Here is an 18214-nt window from a genome sequence, read left to right as displayed (position 1 = left end):
ATGTTGAAAGAATGGTTCGATGTATCAGAACTGGCAGGAGTGCTGGTCTCTGATTGGCCCAATACCGAGCGTGGACTGAATACCCTGATAGACCGTGAAGGCTGGCGCAATCATGGCGAGCGCTGCCGGGAACGGGAGGCGCAAGGTGGTGGATTTGAATACCATGTGAGCCTGTTGCCTGCCAATGTGCAAACCAAGTTGCTGGCGCAGGCTGGTACTTTGAAGATTGAAGAAAAAGGGGCCGCCACCAGTGATGCCTGGCAGAACTATGACCGCCTTTCACAGAAGAAAAAGCAGATAGCAGCAGACCGGCTGCATGTGGTGGCGCAAGTGGATGCCATGCACAGAGGCGGCATGAGCAAAACCCATGCGGTGGCTTTTGTTTCCATGGAAACGGGTGTGAGCAGTTCAACCTTATGGAACTGGGAGAAGCTTACACACGGTGTTGCGCGGGACAATTGGCTGGCGGTGCTGGCTCCCAAACATCCGGGCCGCACCCAGACCGTGGATTGTGACCCACGCGCTTATGAATTGCTGAAGGCAGATTATCTGCGCCCTGAAAAGCCCGGATTTGCCGCGTGCTACCGGCGTATGAGCGAGGCCGCTGCCCATCATGGCTGGACGCCTATTCCAAGCTCCAAGACGCTGAAACGGCGCATTGAGCGGGATGTGCCAGCGGGCGCGATTGTGCTTGCACGGCAAGGCATGGATGCAGCCAAACAGCTCTATCCGGCGCAGACCCGTGATCGTTCTGTGTTCCATGCCATGCAGGCAACGAATGCGGATGGGCATAAGTTTGATGTGTTTGTGAAATGGGAGGATGGCACCATTGGCCGCCCGCTGATGCTGACGCTTCAGGATCTCTATTCCGGCAAGATGCTGTCCTATCGCATTGGGCGCTCTGAGAACAAAGACGCGGTGCGCCTTGCCATTGGTGACATGGTGGAGAGCTTTGGCATTCCAGACAGCATGTATCTGGATAACGGGCGCAGCTTTGCCTCCAAATGGATCACAGGGCGGATGAAAACCCGTTTCAGGTTCAAGATCAAAGACGAAGATCCAGCTGGTATTTTGGAAACGTTGGGTGTGAAAGTTCACTGGACCACGCCGTATTCCGGGCAGTCCAAGCCGATTGAACGGGCGTTCCGTGATCTTTGTGAGGAAGTTGCCAAACACCCAAAATGCGCTGGGGCTTATACGGGCAACAACCCGATGGCAAAGCCTGAGAACTACGGTTCCAAGGCGATCCCGATTGCCGAGTTTGAGCAGCATGTGGCTGAGCAGATTGTGCGCCACAACAGCCGTGAAGGTCGCAGGGCTGCTGTGTGTGCGGGGCGCTCATTCGAGCAGACGTTCCGGGCATCTCTCGAAGACCCATCGACGATCATTCGAAAAGCCAGTGAAGCACAGCGTCGGTTGTGGCTGATGGCTGCTGAAGGCGTCAGATCCCGTAAGCCATCATGTGAAATTCATCTCAATGGAAATAGATACTGGTCCCCTCAGATGAATGAGTTTGCCGGGGCCAAGATGATTGTGCGGTTTGATCCAGACAATCTGCATGACGGGATTTTTGTTTATCGGCTGGATGGCTCGTTTGTGTGTGCAGCTGAGTGCATTGAGGCGGTTGGCTTTAACGACACCAATGCAGCGCGTGATCATACTCGCAATCGCCGCACCTACATGAAGACCATGCGAGAAGCCAGGAACCTTGAGGTCACTTTGGGCATTGATGAGGTGGCGGATCTTTTACCGAAAATTGAAACAGAGCAGGAAGCTATCCCAGAACAACAGGTTGTGCGCTTGGCAGTGGGTCAGGACCGACCTGTGCCGCAAGGGCCTGCGTGGGATGAGGATGCAGCAGACAGTTTTGGCCGTGCTGTGGCGGCCATGAGTAATTCGAGTAACCGCGTTGTGCCCTTCCAGAGTGGGGCAAATGAATAAGGGGATGCGTTGCAGGCATCCCCTTGGAAAGTACAGCTGTCCATTACGGACAACAAGCAAACGGAATTAAACATGACTGATCGCAATAAACAAGTCTGGGAACTGGTTGATCCGGTTGCGGAGATACCGGAGAAGCAAAAATGGGCATGGCTGGATGCGCGTGTAGCTGCGAAGAAGTATGCTGAAAAGAAAGGGCTTTCCAAGGCTGCGTTTGCCCGTGAGGTGGATCTTGCAGCAGCGACTTTCTCCGAGTGGTTTTCTGGGAAATATCGTGGGGATTATACCAAGACCACGGATGCCATCAGCCAGTGGCTTGATAACCAGCGCAGCTTTGAACAAACGGAAATGCGGGTTCCTGAAGATCTCGGCTATGTGGAAACGCCGACATCTGAGAAGGTGATGCACGCCCTTCAGTTTGCACAAGCAATGCCGGAAATGGTGGTGATCACTTTGGGCGCTGGCATGGGCAAAACCATGACGGCCCGCAAATATCAGGAGATGCACGCCCACACTTATCTGGTGACCATGCGCCCAACCACATCCACACCAACGGCCATGGTGCGCGAGATCGGTATGGTCATGGGAATTAATGAGCGGAATTTGCTTCTGCTGAGACATGCTATTGGTTTACGGGTTCAGCGCAATGGCCGCAAACCTTTGCTGATTATTGATGAGGCCCAGAACCTTTCCGACAACGCAGTCAATGAACTGCGAGATTTTCTTGATCGGTATGAGTGCGGCATAGCTCTGATTGGCAACGAAGAACTTTACACCCGTTTTGGTGGTGCGCAGCCCAAAGCCGCTTATGCGCAGATCAATGCTCGTGTCGGCACGCGCGTGCGTCAGGTGCGCCCTACAGCACAAGACATTGATATCATTGTTGACGCCTGGAATGTGGAGGATGAAGACGCTCGCAAGCTCCTTCGCGCTATCGGGCGCAAGCCCGGAGCCCTTCGGCAGGTTTCCAAAACAGTTCGCCTGGCGCACATGCTGGCATTTGGTAATGGCGGAGTCGTGGATGCTAAGGCCGTTCGCGCTGCCTGGTCCAACCGTGGGGGCGAAGAGGTATGAGCCAATCTCTTGTGCGTCAGCTACAGACCCTTGAAGTCTGGTTTCGCGAATACACCAAGCATGGTGAGCCGTTCTCCGTTCAAAGTGCTGAAGCTTTTGGTGCCGGGATCAAACACACCATTGATCTTGCCAAAGCTGAGCAACAAACAGTTACGGAACAACAATTACCGATTGAGGGCGTTGTTTTCTTTCCCATTCGCGACATGCCGCTTCCAGCTAACTCCGATGCTCCAGCTTGAATTGAAAAGGATTAATTTCATGAGAAACGAAACGCTTGTCCCGCAGGGTTGTTGGCAAAATGCAAAGGGCGCGTTTGTCCCTTTGACGACCATCAAAATGGAGCATCAGGAAGAAGATGCTCTTGTTAAGGAGATTGTAGAGTCTGCCCGTTTCCTCAATCAGGCTCTTTCAAAGTTCAAGGTAGATGCGCTTGGCAATGTGCAAGCGTTTCGTGAACTGATTGCCGAGAAGTATGGCGCGAAGAAGGGCGGCAAAAAAGGCAACATGACCTTGCTGTCTTATGACGGCACACTGGCCGTTCAGGTTGCTATTTCTGAACACATCAGTTTTGGCGCAGAACTTGAGGCAGCCAAGGCTCTCATTGATCAGTGCATCAGCAAATGGAGCGAAGGCGCAAATGCGAACCTTCAGGTTCTGGTGGATGATGCCTTCGACGTGGACAAGGAAGGCAAGATTTCGACCACTCGTGTTTTAGCTTTGCGCCGTTCCAGCATTGAAGATGCGGACTGGCAGCGGGCAATGGATGCCATAGCCGATGCGATGCGGGTGACTGGATCGAAGACTTATTTGCGGATCTATGAACGTGATCCAATGACTGGATTGCAAACACCCATCTCTCTCGATCTGGCCGCTGTTTAGGAGGTTTCGTTATGGGACAGACCTTGGATTACATGCGCAAGTGCGCGGAAAGCGAGCTGGCTGCCATTCAAAACCTCTGGGCGGATCAGGGTTATGTGGTCACTGGTTCAGTGACCTATCGGATCGGTCCAGACGGTACAGGTCATTATGCGGTGACAACCAATCTCATCAATGGCCTGCCACAGGATATCAGAGCTGCTCATTTGGAACAGATGATGCAGAGCCACGCCAGAGGGAGAATGATGTGATGGCTCGTTACAGAGTAGAACTGAAGAGCACGATCTTGATAGATATCGATGAGAGCAAGTTCACAGAGGAATTCATGGAGCAGTATCGTGAATTGATTGATCCCAGCTTCCGTGAAGTTCGGGACCATGCGGGATTGCTGGCTGAATTTGCGTTAGGCGGCATCGCTGAAAACGGAGATTTTGTCGAGGGCTATGGGGATTTGAACCAGCAAGGCATCAAATTTGTAGACCTGCCGCAGGTTGAAACAGAAGCCATCCTGCGTGATGGCGAGCATATCTAGGGGATATGAGATGAGCACTCCACACAACCGCCTCTACGCTGCAAAGAAAGCCGCTCAGCTTGATGATGAGACCTTGCGTGATTGCCTGGAGGCTTCCATTGGTCGCCGTTCTGCCAAGGGCCTGACCGTGATCGAATGCAACAAGGTGTTGGATCACATGAAGGCCAAAGGACACGGCGTCGATGCGCAAGGTTCCACGCAGATCAGCGGTGCTTTTGGCAAGAAGGCTGTGGCGCTGTGGCTTTCCGCGTGGAACCTTGGCATCGTTCAGGACAAGACAGACAAGGCGTTGCTCTCCTGGGTAAAGCGCCAGACCGGAATTGACCATATAAATTGGGTGGATGGGGACGATGGGTCCAAGGTTATTGATGCGCTGAAGGGCTGGATTAAACGGGATGCTGGCGTTGACTGGAGCACTGATAAAAAGCTGCCTTCAGTCTACAACCGTCCAGAGTTCAAGGTGTTTTGTGCTCAGGTGGCGCTTTTGAAAAGCCGTGAAGCGCTGCCTGCCAGTCACACCTTTGCAGATATCATCTATCCCATTGTTGGCGAAACGGATCTGCATAAGCTGGACAGCCGGGATTGGATCAAGCTGATGAACGCACTGGGCGCAAAAGTGCGGGCTTGTCTGGTTCGAGAGGCTCACTGATGGCTTCTCTCCCACTTGTTCTTCAGGAAATCCGGGAGGTGGCAGGTTTACCTGCTGCCCTTGAGATTGCACGCCAGTTTGGCGGCAGCCGGGTTTCCATTCCAGCCTATCCGAAACAGGGTCATTGGCTGGTGGAGACTGTGGGAGAGAGTGCTGCCATAAAGATCTGCGCGTATTACCGTATAACAAGTGGCAGCAATAGAGAAATTGGTGTGAAGGATCTCTCTATTCCACTTGGCCCAACAGGACAGCGAGCAGACAGAAATACACAGATCAAAGCTTTACTGGAAGACGGTGTGTCTGCTGATGAGATTGCACGCAGACTTGGCATTCATCGCCAAACTGTGTTAAGGCAATCCAAGCGAATACGAGATCCGCAGCAAGCAGATCTGTTTGAATTTTAGAGCTGGTAACATATGTTACCGGCTCTTTTTTATGTCCAGCGCGGCATTTTGCAAACAACGACACACTTATGTTTGCAAAGGCCCTTCGTACATGTCCTCCGCGTCTTCAATTGTTCAGCAGCTGCGTCATTGCAAGGTTAGTCCTGCTGGCAGTGATGTCATTTCCCAAGTGGCAAAGGAACAAGGCTTTGATGTAAATCTGCTGCGTGCTCTGCTGATTGTTGAGAGCACGGAAGCGGCCAGTGATGATCAAGGCCGCATTCATCTTCTTACCGAAAAGCACATCTTCTGGCGCAAGCTACCCAGCCAGCTGCGCAGCACGGCTGCAGCCATGGGACTGGCAACGCGCAAGTGGTCCAAGGGCAATTACAAGGGCCTTGGCAAAGCTGGGTCTGATGCCCGCTGGGACCGGCTGGAGCGTATGGCGCAGGTTGATGAAACCGCCGCTCTCTTGTCTGCCTCCTACGCCAAGCCGCAAATCATGGGCTTTAACTACAAGCTGTGCGGATATCATTCGGTCAAAAACTTTGTTGTTGCGCTGGCAAGTAGCGAGGCAGCTCAAGATAAAGCCTTCATTGATTTCCTGCTCAACAGCGGTCTTGCCGATGATATCCGGGCCAAGGATGTTCGTGCGATTGTGCGCCGCTATAATGGCTCTGGGCAGGTCGATTATTACAGCCGTAAAGTCTCCCGCGCTTATGAAAGCCTGACTGGTCATGCATTGCAGCTGGAGGGATCGTCTAAACGCGCTGGAATGCTGCGTTTGGGTGCTTCCGGGCAGCCCATCGAAACCTTCCAGCTCCGCCTTTCCGATCTTGGGTATCACGTCAATCCAGATGGTGATTTTGGGGATGCAACGCGCCGCGCTGTTGTTGCCTTCCAAGTGGATCACGGCCTTAAACCTGACGGTCTGGTTGGCCCCAAAACAGCTGCAATGATTAAGCGCGCAGTACCGCTTTCTGAGCAAGTCACGAACAGCCGCCAAGATCTGCGCGTAAAGGATCTTCGTGCCAAAGGCTCACAGACAGTCAAACAAGCGGACCGGTTGACTGTTCTGGGCGGCGGTGTGGTTGCGACTGGTGGTGTGGCTAAGGCTGCTGAACTGGTTCCTGACAGCTCAATACTGGATCAGCTTTCCGGCCTTCAGGATGTGATCTGGCCGCTTAAAAATGCGCTCTCGCCCGTTCTGGATCTGATTGGCTCCAACAAATGGCTGATGGTCGCCGCTGGCGGGGCTGCTGTTTTGTATGTGGCCTACCAGATCAAGCAGCGCCGCTTGTCTGATGCAAAAAGCTGGAGGCATGTTGGATGATCGCTTTCTTCTCCTCTTTGGTCGCCTCCAGGCTGGGCCGTGTCTTCCTTAAATGGGCTGTTATCGCCGCTTTGGTGGGCCTGCTTTTACTGCGTGCTGTTGGGTTTGGCAGGCAAAGCGAACGCAACAGGCAGATGGAAACCTCACTTCTCACATTAAGAAAAAGGAATGAAATCGATGCGGATATTTCTCGTCATTCTGATGCTGGCCGCCGTCGCCGGTTGCGCAGCTGGTCCCGCAAATAAGTGCGATGGGTTCAAGCCCATCTATCCGGCGAGCAGTGATGTGGGCGTTCTCTCCAATTCCATGGTGCAGCAAGTGCTTGAACACAATGAATTTGGGTACTCCCTGTGTGGCTGGAGGCGAACGGGCTGATGAGTTTTGATGAGGTTGACCGGGCTAACATACTTGCTGAGCGGGAACGTGACGCCTGCATTGCTGCGGTTCGAAATTCACAGCGCGTTGGATCTGGTCGCGCCACCTGTCTTGATTGTGAAGGCGAGATTGAGCCTGCCAGGCGCGCTGTAAACCAGTCAGCTGTGCGCTGCATTGGATGCCAACGAGAACTGGAACAGACGCGATGAGCCCGGAAGAATTAAAAACATGGGTGGCTATCGTGCTGGGTGTTATCTCGCTGGGAGGCACGACCTGGAGCATTATCTCCCATCGCTCCCGCGACAATTCCAGCAAGATTGAAGAAATGCAGGGCCAGATTTCTGAAGCCAAAGCTGGTGTGAAGGCCCTTGAACGGGAAATGCAGCACTTGCCCAGTAAGGAACAGGTCCATCAGCTGGAGCTGAATATGTCGGACATGGGCGGATCGGTAAAGGCCATCAATGAGAGCATTCGTTCCCTCAGGCATGTCACCGAAGGCATTGATGATTACCTAAGACAGAAAAAAGGTTCGTGATGGACTACCAGGAACACATCAACAAAGATGTACGGCTGATCATCCTGAAGGCGCTTTATAGCCAGGATGATTACTCTCTCAACTCATCCATCCTGCAAACACTGCTGGAGAACTACGGCCACACGGAAAGTCGCGACTATGTCCATAACCAGTTGCGTTGGATGGAACGTAATGTGCAGGCTGTGAAGCTGACCCAGGCAGGCACTGTTTTGGTGGCAACACTGACAAGTGCAGGCCGGGACCATGTGGAGCGCAGAGCGCGTCTTGAAGGAATTAAACGCCCAAGTCCTGAGGTGTAGGAAATGAGTAAACGCAAAGGACGTGGGCGGCTTTCCTCTTTGGATCTGTTGCCGCCAGAGGCATCCAACCTTGTAGATTGGGCAGCTGAGCAGCTTTCTAATCGGGACAAAACACAGCAAGAAATCCTTGAAGAGTTTAATGGCAAGTTGATTGCCATTGACCCTACCATTTTACCTATCAGTAAAAGTGCGTTTGGCCGCCATGCGGTCAAGCTTGCGACCATGCAACGGCGCTTGAAGGAAAGCCAGTCCATTGCAAAATCACTGGCCGGTCAAATGAATGCCAGCGCGGTTGACGATGTGACCGTTGTGGCAAGTCAGGCTATCAAGACGCTGGTGTTTGAGATCCTGACCAGTGCCGGAGAAGCTGGCCTGTCGCCCAAAGGCGCGATGGAGCTTGCAAGTGCATTGCGCTCTTCCGTGCAGGCTCAGGCGGTCTCGACGCGGCGGCGCAAAGAGATCGAAGCTGATTTTGAAAAGAAGACTGATGAGGCTCTGGATAGGACTGCTCAAGTTGCGGGTCTGAATTCTGATCAGGTCGCCAAGTTGCGCAGTGAGTTCTTGGGGTTGCGCAAATGATCAGCACACAGAGCGATCCCGAACGGGTGGCAGGAACGCCGATCCTCACCCGAGATCCCAATGAGGCAAGTCCCAATTTTACACGCGGGGCTGAGATCCCTGAGGATTTGGATCCGCTTGCCGATGGCATTTTGATGCTCCACCAGAAGGAATGGCTGGAGGATCGCGGTGACTTGAAGTTGGCGGAAAAAGGCAGGCGCACAGGCATCACCTTTGCTGAAGCGCTGGATGATACTTTGATTGCCGCAAGCTCGCGAGAGGCTGGCGGCGATAACGTGTTTTACATTGGCGATACCAAAGATAAGGGCCGTGAGTTCATCGGCTATGTGGGCCACTTTGCCAAAACCGTCCAGAAGGAAATGGTTGGTATTGAAGAAAGCTTCTTTGAAGACGTTGATGCAGACGGCAACACCAAGAAGATCAGTTCTTATGTTGCCCGTTTTGCGTCTGGCTTTCGGGTTGAAGCACTGTCTTCTCGTCCTGAAAATATTCGTGGCCTGCAAGGGATCGTGGTGATTGATGAGGCGGCGTTCCACAAGGATGTGCGCAACGTTATTGATGCGGTGAACGCGCTCCTGATCTGGGGCGGCAAGATCCGCATTATCTCTACTCACAGCGGTGTGCTTAATGCGTTTAACGAGTTGATACGAGAAGCCCTGACCGATGCGGCTAAGGGCAAGCCAACCTGGTCCATTCATCACATCCCGTTTGCATCTGCCGTCAAAAATGGCCTGTTCAAACGGGTCTGTATGATCAAAGGCAAAGTGTGGTCTGAGGAAGCGCAGCAAAAATGGGAAGACAAGATCCGTTCAGCTTATGGTTCGCGCAAAGCGGCCATGCGCCAGGAACTGGATGCCATCCCAGCTGAAAGCGAAGGTCAGGCACTGTCCCGTGTTCAGGTGGAAGCCTGTATGGAAGCCGGTATTCCTTACATTCGCTGGCAGGTGGAAGACAACTTTCGCGATCTGCCGGACAGCAAACGTCAGGACCGTCTTGATCAGTTTTTGCAACGTGAGTTGCTGCCTGTTTTAAAGCTGCTGCCAAAAAATTTGCAGCATGTTTATGGGCAAGATTTTGCTCGCAAAGGGGATGCCTCTGCCATTGATGTGAAGTCCATTGAGCCAAGTCTTGTACGCAAGACACGGCTGGCCGTTGAAATGCGTAACGTGCCATTTGATGAGCAGCGCAAGGTAATGGAGTTCATCATCTCCCATCTGCCGCGTTTTGCCGGTGGTGCGTTTGATGCCACGGGCAACGGGGCCTATCTGGCCGAAAAAGCGGTTCAGAAATTTGGAGCCTCTATCCGGGAGGTTCACTTTTCTGAAAGCTGGTACCGCGAGAACATGCCAGCTTACATTGAAGCGTTTGGCTCCAATAAATCCCTCATCCTGCCCAGGCATGATGACATCGTGAAAGACCATCAGGCGCTTTCCTTTGTCAATGGCATCATCAAAGTGCCTCAGGATTTTCGGTTCAAGGGAACCGATGGCAACAACCGTCACGGTGATTATGCCATTGCCTCGGTTCTGGGCTTTTGGGTGAGTTTTCAGGACATTGCTGAATACGATTACATGAGTGCGAGCACGGTTGCCCGCACCACAATGCAAGCTCCCAAGGACGATGACACTCAAAGCGCAAATACGTTCTCGCGTGGGTCAATCTTTGGCAAACTGAAAGGGTTGTGGTGATGGCAAAACCCGTCATTATTGACATTCATGGCAAGCCCATGAAGATTGAAAAGAAAGACCTCAGCAGTGAGAGCACTGCAATGGTCCGTTCCATCTCCAACAAATTTGGCGGTATGTTCACCTCAGAACTTACACCGCCACGACTGAAGAACATCTTGCAGGCAGCGGAAGCGGGGCAGCCCGATGAGTATTACAAGCTGGCAGAGATCATGGAAGAACAAGACCTCCATTACTCAGCTGTGCTCTCTAGCCGCAAGCGTGCTGTGTCCTCCCTTAATATTCAAGTCAAGGCTGCAAGTGACAGCCCCAAGGATGTAGAGATTGCGGAAGCTGTTCGCCGGATGGTTGAGCAGCCTGAATTCATCGACATGCTGGATGATGCTTTGGATGCATTGGGCAAAGGCAGTTCAGCCATTGAAATGCTGTGGGACACCACATCGACACAGTGGATGCCAAAAGAGTTTATCTGGCGTGATCCAAGACTGTTTATGTTCCATCCAACGCGCCGCAAAACATTGCAGATGAAACGAGAGGGATCGCTTGAAGGCGAAGATCTGGCACCAGGGAAATTTATCACCCACTTGCCAAAACTGAAATCGGGTCTGCAAGTGCGCACAGGACTGGCGCGGGTGGCAAGCTGGTCTTACCTGCTGAAGAGTTTCGCATTGCGTGGCTGGGCTGCGTATAACGAGATTTTCGGCATGCCGCTGCGTGTAGGCAAATTTGATAAATCGGCCTCTGATGAAGATAAGGCCAAGCTGCTACAGGCCGTGATTGGCATTGCCAATGATGCTGCCGGGATCATCCCTAAAGAAATGGATATTGAGTTCATCCAAAACTCAAGTCGGGGTGGTGACAGCCTATTTGAACGTTTTCTGGTGTATCTGGATAAGCAGGTTTCCAAGGACGTTTTAGGCCAGACCATGACCACGGATGATGGATCATCACTGGGTCAGGCAATCGTGCATAATGATGTACGCGAAGATATTCAAATCAGCGATAGTCGCCAGATTGCCACAACCTTAAACCGGGATGTGGTCCGTCCGTTTGTCACGTTTAATTACGGCCTGCAGCTGGCTTATCCGACTATCCGCATTGAGGTGATGGAAGCGGAAGATCTGGAACACATGGCAAGTGTTCTGGAGAAGCTGGTGCCGTTGGGCTTGAAAGTCCAGATGTCTGAGGTGCGCGGACGCATTGGGTTTGATGACCCTGATGAAGGTGCTGAACTGCTGGGTGTTCAAAAGCCGTCAGAACCAGAAAAAATCAAAGCACCCAACCGGCAACAGGACAGAGAGCCCTCAGTTGCAGCAGATCCTTTTGACGATGTTGGTCAGGATGAGCTTGCCGATTGGCAATCGCAAATGTCTGGCCTTTTAGATCCGGTTCGCAAGCTTGCCAATTCAGCTGGAACCTATGAGGCGTTTCTGGACGGGCTGAGCGATCTGGCCGGGAAAATGGATGACAGCAAGTTGGCGCAGCGCGTCACAGATGCCACGTCGAAAGCGGCTGCTTTTGGCGATGATCGGGGGTAATGGTGGCCGGGTTTAAGTTTGACACCAAGCCCTCTCCTGAGGTGGCTGGTTTTCTGGATAAAAAAGGGCTGAAACCGTCCTTTCATTGGGCAGATGTTTCGCCGCGCGAACATGCTTTTGGCTTTACGGTTGCCAAGGCGACCAGATTGGACGTGCTGACAACCCTGTTTGATGAGGTTAAGCGGGCTCAGAGAAACGGCATTCCCTTTGATGCGTGGGCCAAGGATCTGGAACCGCGCCTTGAGAAACTGGGCTGGTGGGGCAAGCAGGATATGCTGGACCCGAAAACCGGCAAGATGATAAAGGCTCAGCTGGGCAGTCCGCGCCGCTTGAAAACCATCTACTGGGCCAATACCAGATCAGCCAGAGCTGCCGGGTTATGGGAACGGGCTCAGCGCACCAAGGCAGCGCTCCCTTACTTTGTGTATTCGCTAGGACCATCTCAGCGTCATAGACCGGACCACCAAGCGCAATCAGGCATCACGCTGCCAGTGGATGACCCGTTCTGGGATGTCTGGTTTACCCCGAATGGCTGGCGCTGCAAGTGCTGGGTCAGGCAGATATCGAAAACTGAAGCTGACAGGAATGGCGGTGTGTCTGATCCACCTGAGATTGAGATGAAGGAATGGACCAACCCGCGCACAGGGGAAACCATCAAGATCCCTGAAGGTATTGATCCGGGCTGGCAGGGCAATCCGGGCAAGAACCGCGCCCGCACCCAGATCGACAATCTGAATCTGAAAATGGAAAATGCAGGCAAGCACAGCAGTGCCCTGCCCAAGCAAGTGATCAATGAGCTGTGGCGTTCAAAAGCGCCTCACAGCTATTCGAAAATGAATGAGCGGGTGCATCTGCCGGTAGCTTATGTTCCCGGCCTTGCTTCCAAGCTGGACGCTAAAACGCCGCTGGTGGCCGTCTCCAGCGATACCATTGCGGTCAAGGTTGGAAAGCACAAGACCATTGAAGCAAACAAATTTGAACAAGTTCAGAGGGTTTTGGAAGAAGGAACGCCAATTGACAGAGGCCCTCAAAAGGGATTGAGTTTTTGGTTAGAACTAGATGGTTCCATGCACGCTGTAGCACTCAAGAAATCTGGCGATGGTTATTTATATATTGCAACGTTCTTCCAAGCTTCAGGGAAGCGGTTCGATGCATTGAAGGCTAAACATGGGATTTGGGGAGAATGAGTGCTGGCTGTTCGGTGGGGGCGAACCTCCCCACGTGCCATTCGAGGGCACCGATCCATTTGCCTCAGCCAGCACACTAAGTATAGGTGCTGTGCGAGCGTTTGACAAGAACAGTCAGGCAACACACCAAAACGCCTGAGAAGGCCGTGGAGTGTTTTAAAGGGGTTTGAGGTAACATCGTGTATGAACGATATTCGAGTGCGTTCGACGGCGTTCGAAGACCATTCGAAATTGATTTTGACCTGATGGGTCGGGTGAGATAAGACAAAGGAGCGTTTAATCGCCCAATTTGCAAGCTGGTAACATCTGTTACCGGCTTTTTTTGTGCCTGCCTGCGTCAAGGTAAGGCCATGAACAAGAACCCACACCTCACTTCTACCTCTCATGAGATCCAACTGGATGGCAATGCAGCTGTTCCCGCCTGGATCGAGTTGGTTCCAGCGGGCCACGTTGTTGGCCGCGACGGGCGTCCGTTTGTCAATGACCGTCCTGAGGATGTGGTGGCGTTCTTTACCAGGAGTGAACTGGATCTTGTCATTGACTATGAGCATGCAACGGAGAAGGAAAATGTAGAAGGTGTTCCTGCTGCTGGCTGGATTAAACAGCTGGAGGTGCGCGATGGAGCTATCTGGGGACGGGTCGAATGGACACCGCCTGCTGCCAAACGCATCAGCAACCGCGAGTTCAGGTTTATCTCTCCAGTCCTTTGGCACTCCCTTGCCACCAAGCGTGTTCTGGGGCTGGCCTCTGCCGCACTGACGCACAAGCCTAATTTGAAGATGACAGCGCTCAACAGCGCTCATCTGTCTCCACCTGAAAAAATTGACCGTAAGACTGAAGGAACTGTTGCCATGAAAGATGAGCAGCGCAAGGCGCTTTGGCAAAAGCTTGGCCTTGCAGATGAAGCCTCTGATGCGTCCATTTTGGGCGCGGTTGTAGATTTGCAAGGGGATGTCACGAAGGCGCAAAACAGCGCTCAGACTCCAGATCCCGGTAAGTTTGTCCCCGTTGACACCTTCAACCTGATGAAAGGCCGGGCGGAAAAGGCGGAAAACACCTCTGCTGAAGCGCTGAAGGGCGACATTGAAAAGGCCGTCAATACGGCTGTGGAAGCGGGCAAGATCGCGCCGGGTTCAAAGGAGTTCTACCTCAAGAGCTGCAACAATCAGGACGACCTGGAAAGCTTCAACAAGCTGATCGCAGGCAGCGCTCCGGCGGCTGTGATCACCCTAAGCGATCTGGACAAAGCCGATCCTGACAAGGGCAAAGCAGCTCTCAGCCAGGATGAAAAGGCAGTCGCCAAGCAGATTGGGCTTACTGACGAAGAATTCCTGAAACAGCGCGGCTAAGGCCACAAAGGTAGAGGATCATTTCAGTGGTTCAACAATCTCGAAAAGCCAGTCGCCGGACTGGGGATCAGTTTACCCACCCAGCCAAGGGCGGCGTTCATATGCGCCGGGGTGGTTTGTGCGTGCTTGATGCGGCTGGCTTTGCCCAGCCTGGTCATGAAGCTGCAAACCTCACTGTTGCTGGTGTTGCTCAGGAGACCATCGACAATCGTGATGGCGCAGATGGCGCGCTGAGCGTTTCGGTGGTGCGCGGCAAGGAACTTCACTTCCTTAGCAATGACAGCGCTGATCCTGTGACACGCGAGCATCTCAATAAGCCTTGTTACATCGTCGATGATGAGACGGTCTCATCTTCGCACAAAGGCAATACCCGTTCTCAGGCTGGCATTATTCGCGACCTGACGGGGTCCGGGATCTGGGCCGAATTTATCTAACACGCTCTTCCACCAGGTTGAGAGCATAAGGCTCAGGTTACTGAGCCGAGGGAGTTCTAAAATGGAATTAACAGGTGCAGTTCTGAGCGCGCTTGGCGTTGGTTTTAGCGCAGCTTTTCAGGCGGGTCTGGGCGAGGCTCCAGAAGAGTGGAAGAAAATCGCCACAGAGGTGCAAAGTGCTACCTCTGAAAACGAATATGGCTGGCTCAAAGACTGGCCTGCCATGCGTGAGTGGGTCGGTGATCGTCTGATCAAGGAACTGTCTGGTGACAGCTACAAGATCAAGAACAAGGATTATGAAGCCACCGTCTCAGTCAAGAAGAACGATATTGAGGACGACAAGCTTGGCATGTACGGGCCGCGTTTTAAGGCGCAGGGCCGAGCTGCCGGGCAATGGCAGAACAATCTGGCCTGGAGCGCATTGCCGCTTGGGCTTAGCGAGAAGTGTTATGACGGCCAGAATTTCTTCGACACCGATCACCCGGTTGGCTCGAAGGAAAAAGACAACCGGCGCACAGTCTCCAATTATCAGGCTGGTGCAAAAGCGCCGTGGTTCTTGCTGGATGTGAAACAGGCCATCATGCCGATCATCTTCCAGATGCGTCAGAAGCCTGAACTGGTTGCGCAGACTGACGCAAATACCTCTGAGCGTGCTTTCATGAAGAAAGAGCTTCTTTATGGCGTGGATGCTCGCGGCAATGTGGGCTTTTCATTCTGGCAACTGGCCTTTGCTTCTAAAGCAGAGCTGAGTGCGGATAACTATGAGGCAGCGCGCCGCTCCATGTCCTCCAATAAAACGGATGAAGACGTTCCGCTTGGCATCATGCCGAACCTCTTGGTGGTCGGTCCATCCAACGAGGCCAAAGCTCGCGCCCTTTTGAAAAAAGAGAAGCTTGCAGGCGGCGAAGACAACATCTGGCAAGGCACTGCCGAGCTGCTTATCTCGCCCTGGCTCGATTAACGGGAGAACCACACCATGAATTCCGTTTGTATTCAGGTCACGACCAGCCGCACTCATTGGCGCGGTGGTCACGAGTTCATCCAGGGCAAGCCGAAGCTTCTGGTCTGCCCAAATGACATTGATGAGGATGAGCTGAAGCGCATTCACGCTGATCATGAACTTCTGGTGCAGGAAATTGATGCTCCTGCTGAAGAGACTTCAGAACGTCCAGAATCAACAGAGGCCCGCATCAAGGCAATTCAACTTGCCATGTTTGGCCTTCCGGGCGGCAAGGACGCCTTCACCAAGGCTGGCACACCGCGTGTGACTGTTTTGGAAGAGGTGCTGGGCTGGAAGCCGGAGAGTGATGAAATTGAAGCTGCCGTTGACGGTTTGAGCGAAGCACTCAAGGCGGACCTGAAGGCGCTCTTAGAGGCCAAAACCTAAAGCGTCCTCCCAGATGCAGGCCGGGCAAGGGCCTGCATCAAACTGGGGGCTGCTCACAAGGCAGTCCCCGCTTTTTCAACGAATTCGAGTTTTAACCACCATGGCATATGCAAGCGTACAAGACTGGCTGGATCGCAACTCGCACCGCAAACATGTGGCGGATTTTAACCGCGATGGCGAAGCAGATACAGCAGCTGTTGAGCGTGCCTTGGAAGATGCCACAGCCGAGATCGATGGCTGGCTGGCGAAGCGCTACACCACGCCGGTGGCAGATCCGCTAGCCGCACCGATCCTGCGCCAGCATTGCCTGGTGATTGAAACCCATCTTCTGGCGGATGCGCCAACTGTGCGTGATGAGGAAATCAGTTCCCGTCATAAGGCCTCTATGGATTTTCTAAAGTCGGTTGCCAAAGGGCAAGCCGGTCTTCCCATGACCGTGAGCGTTTCCAGCGCCGGGAAATCTTCCAATGTGGGCGTGACCTTCGTTACACCTGAAAGGATGTTCTCATGAGCGGCGTTGAATTCGTGCTTGATGACAATCTGGGCAAAGCCACATTGGTGAGCGAAGCCATTGCATCGGTGAACCTCGTTGATGTGCTGGACATCCACGGCGCTCTGGGTGTGAGCCAGACACAGCGCCGGATCACTCAGGATCAAACTGCACCAGATGGCTCTGCCTGGAAAGGTCACTCCAAAGGCTACGGTGAGACACGAGGTGGTTCGCAAGGGCTCTTACACAATGAAGGCGATCTGGTCACCTCAATAGATCATGTAGCCGGCAGTGATGAGGTGAGCTGGGGCTCTCCTGTGGTTTACGCTGCTATCCACCAGTTTGGTGGCACCATCAAACCGAAGAATGGCAAAGCGCTGTTTTTCATGATGGGCGGTGCAACTGTGGCTGCGTCCCAAGTGTCCATTCCAGCGCGGCCATATTTGGGGCTGTCTGGTGATGATATCCGCGAACACGAAGATACGCTGATCCATTTCATGGGAGGGTTGCTGTCATGAGCACGTGGACCAAAGCAACCACCTATAGTGATATTCAAAAAGCGATCCTTACGCAGATTAAAGTCTGTGAACTTCTGGAACCTCATGCCCTGATCGCAGCCTCTCCTGGCATCGTTAGCGAGAGATGGCTACAGGATCAAACTATTCCCAGATCCGGTGCTGCGTTTGTTGGGATTGGCCGTCTCGCGTCTGTCAAAAATCAAGCGGACGGCACAAGTGAGCATGAACTGGGACTGGGTGTGTTTGTGGCGTCTCCCCAAGGCCATCGTGATACGCAGGCACAGACCTCTGTTGATACGGTGCACGGCCTTACTCAGATCATCAAAGACAATCGCTTTGAACTGGTGAAAGCACAAAAACCGGTCGGGATCTCTGCCCGTAATCTGTATTCGCCCTCGTTGGATCGCCTGGGCTCTGCTCTGTGGCTGATCGAGTGGCGGCAAAGCTTCATCCTGTTTGATGCTGAGGGCACGGCACTTGGCAATGCGGCCTCCCGTTCTCTCGGCAGAGAGGAGCGCGTTGATGCTTGATGAGATCCTCAGACGGTTGGCTGAAGTGGAGCGCCGCTCAGGCAACTTTGTGCGCAAGGTGAAGGTTGCCTCTTATGAAAGCGGCAAAGTCGTTGTTGAAGATGGCAGCGGGTTCAAATCTGCGCCGGTCACACAAGCCTCTATCTCCTCCGGGGAATGGCAGATTGATGCCCCTGCCAATGCCGGGGCGCAAGGCTTTCTGTTTTGTCAGGACGGCGAGACAGAAAACGGCATTTTCTTCCCATGTATTCCTTCAGGAGCCAACCCGCATGCGAGTGCGGAAGGCGGCACGCTGCGCCTCAAAGGGCCTGAAGGTGTTGTGGTGGAAATTGCGGGCGGCAAACTCACGGTGACAGCCGATAAAGCCACGGTGAACGCCAGCAAGGTTGAGCTTGGCGGGACTGGTGGCAAGAAGGTGGCCCGCAAAGGCGACATGGTGGCCGTTGGTGCCGGGTCTTCGAAAGGCAACTGGCCCATCATCGAAGGCTCTTCGACAGTATTTGCAATCGACTAGGGATGATCA

Annotated in this window: 25 protein-coding genes; all 25 read left to right on the top strand. The window is 53.2% G+C overall.

Features of this window, described 5'->3' with window-relative positions; genetic code table 11:
• The 25 genes from BLS62_RS13015 to BLS62_RS12895 all read left to right on the top strand — a co-directional run bounded on the left by BLS62_RS13015 (position 1) and on the right by BLS62_RS12895 (position 18205).
• Positions 1-1941: a transposase domain-containing protein gene (locus BLS62_RS13015; RefSeq protein ID WP_093181417.1), complete on the top strand. Its 1941-nt coding sequence runs from the start codon at positions 1-3 to the stop codon at positions 1939-1941.
• Between the two features lie 72 nt (positions 1942-2013).
• A complete protein-coding gene (locus BLS62_RS13010; RefSeq protein ID WP_093188872.1) occupies positions 2014-3012 on the top strand; it encodes an AAA family ATPase in 999 nt (332 codons plus the stop codon).
• Positions 3009-3251, top strand: coding sequence for a hypothetical protein (locus tag BLS62_RS13005; RefSeq protein ID WP_093181416.1), 243 nt, complete (start codon positions 3009-3011; stop codon positions 3249-3251). The genes BLS62_RS13010 and BLS62_RS13005 overlap by 4 nt, the downstream gene beginning before the upstream one ends.
• 19 nt (positions 3252-3270) lie before the next feature.
• Positions 3271-3891, top strand: coding sequence for a DUF3164 family protein (locus tag BLS62_RS13000; protein WP_093181415.1), 621 nt, complete (start codon positions 3271-3273; stop codon positions 3889-3891).
• Positions 3892-3902: 11 nt separating this feature from the next.
• Complete coding sequence (locus tag BLS62_RS12995; RefSeq protein WP_093181414.1) at positions 3903-4139, top strand: hypothetical protein; 237 nt, start codon at positions 3903-3905, stop codon at positions 4137-4139.
• Complete coding sequence (locus BLS62_RS12990) at positions 4139-4420, top strand: hypothetical protein (protein WP_093181413.1); 282 nt, start codon at positions 4139-4141, stop codon at positions 4418-4420. The genes BLS62_RS12995 and BLS62_RS12990 overlap by 1 nt, the downstream gene beginning before the upstream one ends.
• A 10-nt stretch (positions 4421-4430) precedes the next feature.
• Complete coding sequence (locus BLS62_RS12985) at positions 4431-5069, top strand: regulatory protein GemA (protein ID WP_159436538.1); 639 nt, start codon at positions 4431-4433, stop codon at positions 5067-5069.
• Positions 5069-5473, top strand: a complete 405-nt coding sequence (locus BLS62_RS12980) for a helix-turn-helix domain-containing protein (protein WP_093181411.1) — start codon at positions 5069-5071, stop codon at positions 5471-5473. Before BLS62_RS12985 ends, BLS62_RS12980 begins: the two co-directional genes overlap by 1 nt.
• A 91-nt stretch (positions 5474-5564) precedes the next feature.
• Positions 5565-6785: an N-acetylmuramidase domain-containing protein gene (locus BLS62_RS12975; protein WP_159436537.1), complete on the top strand. Its 1221-nt coding sequence runs from the start codon at positions 5565-5567 to the stop codon at positions 6783-6785.
• On the top strand, positions 6782-7030 hold the full coding sequence (locus tag BLS62_RS12970) for a hypothetical protein (protein WP_093181409.1): 249 nt from the start codon (positions 6782-6784) through the stop codon (positions 7028-7030). Before BLS62_RS12975 ends, BLS62_RS12970 begins: the two co-directional genes overlap by 4 nt.
• Before the next feature lie 129 nt (positions 7031-7159).
• On the top strand, positions 7160-7369 hold the full coding sequence (locus BLS62_RS12965; protein ID WP_093181408.1) for a TraR/DksA C4-type zinc finger protein: 210 nt from the start codon (positions 7160-7162) through the stop codon (positions 7367-7369).
• Entirely contained in the window at positions 7366-7695 is a 330-nt protein-coding gene (locus BLS62_RS12960) for a DUF2730 family protein (RefSeq protein ID WP_159436536.1), read from the top strand. Before BLS62_RS12965 ends, BLS62_RS12960 begins: the two co-directional genes overlap by 4 nt.
• A complete protein-coding gene (locus tag BLS62_RS12955) occupies positions 7695-7994 on the top strand; it encodes a VpaChn25_0724 family phage protein (protein WP_200798513.1) in 300 nt (99 codons plus the stop codon). Before BLS62_RS12960 ends, BLS62_RS12955 begins: the two co-directional genes overlap by 1 nt.
• A gap of 3 nt (positions 7995-7997) precedes the next feature.
• Entirely contained in the window at positions 7998-8573 is a 576-nt protein-coding gene (locus tag BLS62_RS12950; protein WP_093181404.1) for a DUF3486 family protein, read from the top strand.
• 134 nt (positions 8574-8707) lie between these two features.
• Complete coding sequence (locus tag BLS62_RS12945; protein WP_244283639.1) at positions 8708-10261, top strand: hypothetical protein; 1554 nt, start codon at positions 8708-8710, stop codon at positions 10259-10261.
• Positions 10261-11796: a DUF935 domain-containing protein gene (locus BLS62_RS12940; protein ID WP_093181402.1), complete on the top strand. Its 1536-nt coding sequence runs from the start codon at positions 10261-10263 to the stop codon at positions 11794-11796. The genes BLS62_RS12945 and BLS62_RS12940 overlap by 1 nt, the downstream gene beginning before the upstream one ends.
• Complete coding sequence (locus BLS62_RS12935) at positions 11796-12983, top strand: phage head morphogenesis protein (RefSeq protein WP_093181401.1); 1188 nt, start codon at positions 11796-11798, stop codon at positions 12981-12983. The genes BLS62_RS12940 and BLS62_RS12935 overlap by 1 nt, the downstream gene beginning before the upstream one ends.
• A 350-nt stretch (positions 12984-13333) precedes the next feature.
• Positions 13334-14332, top strand: a complete 999-nt coding sequence (locus tag BLS62_RS12930; protein ID WP_093181400.1) for a phage protease — start codon at positions 13334-13336, stop codon at positions 14330-14332.
• A 26-nt stretch (positions 14333-14358) separates the two neighbouring features.
• Positions 14359-14766, top strand: a complete 408-nt coding sequence (locus tag BLS62_RS12925; protein WP_093181399.1) for a hypothetical protein — start codon at positions 14359-14361, stop codon at positions 14764-14766.
• Between the two features lie 61 nt (positions 14767-14827).
• Positions 14828-15727: a Mu-like prophage major head subunit gpT family protein gene (locus tag BLS62_RS12920; protein WP_093181398.1), complete on the top strand. Its 900-nt coding sequence runs from the start codon at positions 14828-14830 to the stop codon at positions 15725-15727.
• A 15-nt stretch (positions 15728-15742) separates the two neighbouring features.
• The gene (locus tag BLS62_RS12915) at positions 15743-16153 is read left to right on the top strand and encodes a hypothetical protein (protein WP_093181395.1); all 411 of its coding nucleotides are present in this window, start codon (positions 15743-15745) and stop codon (positions 16151-16153) included.
• 100 nt (positions 16154-16253) lie between these two features.
• A complete protein-coding gene (locus BLS62_RS12910; RefSeq protein WP_159436535.1) occupies positions 16254-16664 on the top strand; it encodes a phage protein Gp36 family protein in 411 nt (136 codons plus the stop codon).
• The gene (locus BLS62_RS12905; RefSeq protein ID WP_093181389.1) at positions 16661-17161 is read left to right on the top strand and encodes a phage virion morphogenesis protein; all 501 of its coding nucleotides are present in this window, start codon (positions 16661-16663) and stop codon (positions 17159-17161) included. The genes BLS62_RS12910 and BLS62_RS12905 overlap by 4 nt, the downstream gene beginning before the upstream one ends.
• The gene (locus BLS62_RS12900) at positions 17158-17691 is read left to right on the top strand and encodes a hypothetical protein (RefSeq protein WP_093181376.1); all 534 of its coding nucleotides are present in this window, start codon (positions 17158-17160) and stop codon (positions 17689-17691) included. The genes BLS62_RS12905 and BLS62_RS12900 overlap by 4 nt, the downstream gene beginning before the upstream one ends.
• Entirely contained in the window at positions 17684-18205 is a 522-nt protein-coding gene (locus tag BLS62_RS12895; RefSeq protein WP_093181370.1) for a hypothetical protein, read from the top strand. Before BLS62_RS12900 ends, BLS62_RS12895 begins: the two co-directional genes overlap by 8 nt.
• Positions 18206-18214: the final 9 nt, after the last annotated feature.

This window comes from Pseudovibrio sp. Tun.PSC04-5.I4 (genome assembly GCF_900104145.1).
Classification (GTDB): Bacteria; Pseudomonadota; Alphaproteobacteria; order Rhizobiales; family Stappiaceae; genus Pseudovibrio.
This window is presented reverse-complemented; position numbering and strand designations above follow the sequence as displayed.